The sequence below is a fragment of the Actinomycetota bacterium genome, assembly GCA_030776725.1.
Taxonomy (GTDB): domain Bacteria; phylum Actinomycetota; class Nitriliruptoria; order Nitriliruptorales; family JAHWKO01; genus JAHWKW01.
The window spans coordinates 1-5,778 of sequence record JALYHG010000268.1 but is presented as its reverse complement, the minus strand read 5'-3'; the positions used below and the strand labels follow the sequence as shown (position 1 = coordinate 5,778).

4 protein-coding genes and 2 tRNA genes are annotated in these 5,778 nt (G+C 70.0%); all 6 read right to left on the bottom strand.

The features are described from left to right. Nucleotides 1-277 precede the first annotated feature (277 nt). Nucleotides 278-353 (bottom strand) — tRNA-Ala (locus M3N57_13015). Nucleotides 354-518: 165 nt separating this feature from the next. Beyond that, a tRNA-Ile gene (locus M3N57_13010) sits at nucleotides 519-592 on the bottom strand. Nucleotides 593-660: 68 nt separating this feature from the next. After that, nucleotides 661-1,002: a DUF3566 domain-containing protein gene (locus M3N57_13005; protein ID MDP9023590.1), complete on the bottom strand. Its 342-nt coding sequence runs from the start codon at nucleotides 1,000-1,002 to the stop codon at nucleotides 661-663. Between the two features lie 137 nt (nucleotides 1,003-1,139). Further along, on the bottom strand, nucleotides 1,140-1,847 hold the full coding sequence (locus M3N57_13000) for a GAF and ANTAR domain-containing protein (GenBank protein ID MDP9023589.1): 708 nt from the start codon (nucleotides 1,845-1,847) through the stop codon (nucleotides 1,140-1,142). 37 nt (nucleotides 1,848-1,884) lie between these two features. Next, nucleotides 1,885-4,338, bottom strand: coding sequence for a DNA gyrase subunit A (gyrA, locus tag M3N57_12995; protein MDP9023588.1), 2,454 nt, complete (start codon nucleotides 4,336-4,338; stop codon nucleotides 1,885-1,887). A gap of 19 nt (nucleotides 4,339-4,357) precedes the next feature. Beyond that, nucleotides 4,358-5,778: toprim domain-containing protein (locus M3N57_12990; protein MDP9023587.1), on the bottom strand; the 1,421-nt coding region annotated here is incomplete at its 5' end.

The following is a 5,778-nucleotide window of genomic DNA, read 5'->3' as shown; positions in this document are numbered from 1 at the left end:
CCATGAATCTCATCGACCAGCCCGAACGAAAGGAGATCAACCACCCACCCGCGCTCCCGGCCGCCTAGGATCACGGGAGCAGCTGAGAGTCACCCTCTCACTTCCACCACTTCGCGGGACGCGGCCGGAGGCGGTGGGATTCGAACCCAGGTGCTTGGCACCGCTGGGCCGGACGATGAGGCACCGCCGCGCTCACTGCATCCGTAGGTGCTGTGTCCCACAAGTGTCCCGCGAGACATCGAGGGGAGACCAGTTCCCACGAATGTGCTGGTCAGCGTGGTGGACCCTGCCGGGATCGAACCGGCGACCTCCGCCTTGCAAAGGCGGCGCTCTCCCGACTGAGCTAAGGGCCCTCGGCGCGGGACCGACTACAGGCCCGGGGGCTCCTCCCAGACCGCCTCGTCGCGTTCGCGCTCGCGCTGCTGTCTGATCAGCACGGCGAGCGTGCCGAGGGCGGTCGCGAGGAACACGAGTACCCGCTTGCTCACGCCGTGGCCTTCCGTCACATGTCGGGGAAGTGGGCCATCGAGGACTTGAACCTCGGACCTCACCCTTATCAGGGGTGCGCTCTAACCGCCTGAGCTAATGGCCCGTCACCGGCCGACCAGTCTAGCGGGGCCGTGCACGCGCCGGAAGTCGGCTCCCCGGGACGACCTCCGGTCACTCCTCGTCGAGCAGGGTCACCCGCAGGCCGCCGACGAGGTCGGCGAGCAGGTTGTACAGGTAGGCGAGGAACACGTTCACGGCGCTCCACAGCAGCACGTTGAGGGCGGCGGCCGCCACGAGGATGCGCGTGATGGTCGCACCGTCGATGCGGACCGTCAGGCTCAGCTCCCGCAGGAAGCGCAACACCTCGTCGACGATGCCCAGCCGGGTCACGGCCGTCCACAGCACGAGCATGGCCACGAGCAGGACCAGCCACAGGCAGCTGTAGAAGAGCAGGCTGATCTTCAGCACCGACCAGGGCTCAAGCCGCCGCACCACCGTGCGTCGCCGCGTCATCCGCGGCACCGGGGGGGAGACGGCCCCGCGCGTCGCCGGGCGTGCGCCGACGGCCGGCTGGTGATCTGTCCTGGACATGGGGCCAGAGTGTACGCCGTCGGCGATCGTCGAGGGGCGGCCGGGTGGCGGTCGATCGGTCACCCGTCCTCCAGTCGCAGCCGGCCCTGCACGACGTCTTCGGCGACCGTGCGCAGCTTGGCCCGGTGGTTGCGGGCGTGGCTGCGCAGCAGCTGGAACGCCGATCCCACGTCCACGCCCAGTTGCTCGGCCACCTTTCCCTTGGCCTGCTCGATGACCACACGGCTGTCGAGCGCGACTCTCAGCTGCTCGCTGACCCTCGCCCGCTCGTCGCGCTCCCGGGCGTTGACCAGATAGGCGGTCGCGACATCGGCCAGCAGCTGTCCGGCCATGACCTCGGACGCGCTGAGGCTGCCGCGCTCGACCTGGTAGAAGTTGATCGCCCCGACCCGGGTCCCGCGCACCTGCATGGGAAAGCTCTGCACCGCCTTCATCCCCGCCCGTACCGCCGCGGCCGTGAAGTCCGGCCACGGCGCCTCGAGCAGGTCCGGCGCCAGCACCCGCTCGCCGGTGCGGTAGGCGGTCAGGCAGGGGCCCTCCTCCAGCTCTATCTGGGCCCGCTCGATCTCCCGGATCGTCTCGTCGGAGGCCGACACGAAGCGCAGCTTGTCCTCCTCGTCGGCGAGCATCACCCCGGCACCGGTCACCGGGAGGATCTCCAGCGACCGGTCGCACAGCCTGTAGAGGGTGTCGGTGACCTGGTACCCGTCGATCAGGCTGCGGGCGAAGTCGCCCAGTAGCTGGACCAGGCGTTCGTTGTCGATCACGTGCTCCCCGTCTCTTTGAGGCGATGATCCCCGCGTGTCAAGGGCCCTCGAGCAGTTCGGTCTCGACGGCGGGGGCGATCGAGGCGATCTTGGCGCCGTCGGCCGGCCTCATTACGCGCACGCCCTGCGTGGCGCGCCCGGTGGGCCGGATGTCCTTAACGTCCGTGCGGATGATGGTGCCCCGGTCGGTGACGAGCAGGATCTCCTGCTCGGGCGCGGCCACCAACGCGCCGGCCAGGCGTCCCCGCGCCCGGGTGAGATGCGCGGTGCGCACCCCCTTGCCGCCCCGTCGCCGCAGCGGGTAGTGCTCCACGGGGGTGCGCTTGCCGTATCCCTCCTCGGTGACGACGAGCAGTTGCCCGCCGGCGTCGGCCCGGGTCATGGCCAGCACCTCGTCGTCCGGCCGCAGGCTCATCCCGATGACACCCGTGGCGGAGCGGCCCATGCTGCGCGCCTCGGTCTCGTGGAAGCGGATGGCCATCGCCCTGCGGCTGACGAGCATCACCTCGTCGTCACCGCCGGTGACGAGCACCCCGATCAACTCGTCGTCGTCGCGCAGGTTGACGGCGACCAGCACGCTGCGCGGAGAGTCGTAGGCCGACAGCGGCGTCCGCTTGACCATCCCCCGGCGCGTGGCAAAGACCAGGTAGCGCGGCCCGGCGGGGTGCTCGAAGTCCTTCAGGTCGACCACGGCGGCGACCCGCTCGTCCTGCGCGAGCGCGAGCCCCTCGACGTTGGCGACGTAGGTGCCGCGCGCGGTGCGGCGCTTCTCGGGTACCTGCCAGGTCCTGACCCGGTACACCCGGCCCTGGTTCGTGAAGAACAGCAGCACGTGGTGGGTGGTGGTGACAAGCATGTCCCGGACGATGTCGTCCTCTCGCAGGGCGGCGCCGGCCACCCCCCGGCCCCCACGACGCTGGGTGCGGTACTGGCTGGCCGGCACCCGCTTGACGTAGCCGGCCCGGGTGAGCGTGACGACCACGTCCTGCTCGGCAATCAGATCGGCGGCGTCCATCGCGGCGTAGTCCGCCACGATCCGCGAGCGCCGCTCGTCGCCGAAGCGGTCGCGCAGCTCGGTCAGCTCCTCGACGATGATTGACCGCACCCGGGCCGGCTCGTTCAGGACGGACCGCAGCTCGGTGATGCGCTCGGCCAGCTCGGCGGCCTCGTCGACGATGCGCTGACGTTCCAGGGCGGCCAGGCGTCGCAGCTGCATGTCCAGGATGGCCCGCGCCTGGACCTCCGTCAGCTCGAAGCGGTCCTGCAGCTGGTCCAGCGCGGCGTCGGCGGACGCCGCGGCCCGGATCAGCGCGATGACCTCGTCGAGGTGGTCCAGCGCGACCATGAGACCGTCCAGCACGTGCGCGCGCTCCTGCGCCCTGCGGAGCCGGTAGCGGGTCCGCCGCGTGACGATGTCGGTCTGGTGGGCGACGTACGCGGAGATGGCGTCCCGCAGGGGCAGGACGCGCGGCACGCCGTCGACGAGGGCCAGGTTTATGACCCCGAACGTGTCCTGCAGCTGGGTCATCTTGTAGAGCTGGTTGAGCACGACCTGGGCGTTGGCGCCGCGCTTGAGCTCGATCACCAGCCGCATGCCCTGACGGTTGGAGTTGTCCTGCAGGTCGCGGATGTCGGTGATCCGTCGGTCTTTGACCAGCTCGGCGATCTTCATCGCCAGGTTCGCCTTGTTGACCTGGTACGGCAGCTCGGTGACGACGATCCGCTCGCCGCCGGGTCCCTCCTCGATCTCGGCCACCGCCCGCAGGCGGATGGCTCCGCGGCCGGTCTCGTAGGCCGCCCGGATGCCCTCGGAGCCCATGATGAGCCCGCCCGTGGGAAAGTCCGGGCCGGGCACGATCCGCAGCAGCTCCTCCACCGTGATGTCGGGGTTGTGGATGGTGGCCACGACCGCGTCGGTCATCTCGACGAGGTTGTGCGGCGGCACGTTCGTCGCCATGCCGACGGCGATGCCCGAACCGCCGTTGACGAGCAGGTTCGGGAAGCGCGCGGGCAGCACGAGCGGCTCGGACTCCTGCCCGTCGTAGTTGTCGACGAAATCGACGGTGTCCTCATCGATGTCGCGCAGCAGCTCCATGGCGAGCGGCGACAGGCGCGCCTCGGTGTAACGCATGGCCGCGGGCGGGTCGCCGTCGACCGACCCGAAGTTGCCGTGCCCCTCCACCAGGGGGTAGCGCGTCGCCCAGGGCTGCGCCATGCGCACGAGCGCGTCGTAGATCGCGGTGTCGCCGTGGGGGTGGTACTTCTTCATCACATCGCCGACCGCCGCGGCGGCTTTGCGGTGCTGCGTGCCGGCGCGCATCCCGCCCTCGAGCATGGAGTACAGGATCCTGCGGTGCACCGGCTTGAGGCCGTCGCGCACGTGCGGCAGGGCCCGACCCACGATGACGCTCATCGCGTAGTCCAGGTAGGAGCGCTGCAGCTCCTCCTGGATCTCGACCGGCGCGACGCCGCCGGTGACCCTCTCGCTCATGTCGCCGGGTCCCCGGTCGTCACACGTCCAGGAACCGCACGTCGCGCGCGTTGCGCACGATGAAGTCCCTCCGGGCCTCGACGTCGTCGCCCATCAGGGTCGTGAACAGCTGGTCGGCGACCGCGGCGTCCTCCATCGTCACCTGCCGCAGGGTGCGCTGGCCGGGATCCATGGTGGTGTCCCACAGCTGCTCGGCGTCCATCTCGCCCAGGCCCTTGAAGCGGTTGATCTGCGGGCGCCTGGACCCGTCGCCGTCGCCGATCTCCGCGAGGATCGCGTCGCGCTCCCGGTCGCTGAAGGCGTACCGCAGCCGGCGGCGGCCGTCCTTACCCGGCGGCTGGATCTGGTACAGGGGGGGCTGGGCGATGTAGAAGTAGCCCGCGTCGATCAGCTCGCGCATGTGACGGAAGGCGAAGGTCAGCACCAGCGTGCGGATGTGGGCGCCGTCGACGTCGGCGTCCATCAGCATGACGATCTTGTGGTACCGGGCCTTGGACAGGTCGAACTCGTCGCCGATGCCGGTGCCGATGGCGGTGATGAGGGCCTGGATCTCCCTGTTCTCCAGGATCTTTCCGAGCCGGGCCTTCTCGACGTTGAGGATCTTGCCCCGGATGGGAAGCACCGCCTGCACCACCCGGTCCCGGGCCTGCTTCGACGACCCCCCGGCGGAGTCCCCCTCGACGATAAAGATCTCGCACTCCTCGGGGCGCTTGGACGAGCAGTCCGCGAGCTTGCCGGGCAGGGAGGCCGACTCCAACAGCCCCTTGCGCCGGGTCAGGTCCCGCGCGGCGCGCGCGGCCAGGCGGGCGCGGGCGCCCTGGACAGCCTTGGCCACGATCAGGCGGGTCTGGGTGGGGTGCTCCTCCAGCCAGTCCCGCAGCCGCTCGTGGCAGGTCCGCTCCACGAAGCTGCGGATCTCGGTGTTGCCCAGCTTCGTCTTGGTCTGCCCCTCAAACTGAGGGTCGGCGAGCTTGACCGACACGATCGCCGTCAGGCCCTCGCGGATGTCCTCGCCGGTCAGGGTGAGGTCTTTTTCCTTGGCGGTCGGCTTGAACAGTCCGCTGTCGCGCGCGTACCGGTTGACCACGCTGGTGAGCGCCTTCTTGAAGCCCTCCTCGTGGGTGCCTCCCTCGTGCGTGTTGATCGTGTTGGCGAACGTGTGGATCGAGTCGTGGAACCCGGCGTTCCACTGCAGGGCGATCTCCACCTCCTGGGGCCCGCCTGGACCCCGGTCGGAGGCGGAGAAGTGGACGATCCCCTCGTGGAGAGGGTCCTTGGCCGCGTTGAGGTGCTTGACGAAGTCCCGCAGCCCGTCGCGGTAGCAGAACTCCGCCCGTCGGGGCGCGCCGTGGTCGTCCGGATGGCGCTCGTCGGCCACGCTGATGCGCAGACCGGCGGTCAGGAACGCCGTCTCGCGGAACCGGGTGGTCAGGGTCTCCC

What these genes read in the sequence shown, in the direction of transcription:
- gyrA (MDP9023588.1), bottom strand. Translation starts at nt 4,338, where the DNA reads ATGAGCGAGAGGGTCACCGGCGGCGTCGCGCCGGTCGAGATCCAGGAG.
- M3N57_13005 (MDP9023590.1), bottom strand. Translation starts at nt 1,002, where the DNA reads ATGACGCGGCGACGCACGGTGGTGCGGCGGCTTGAGCCCTGGTCGGTG.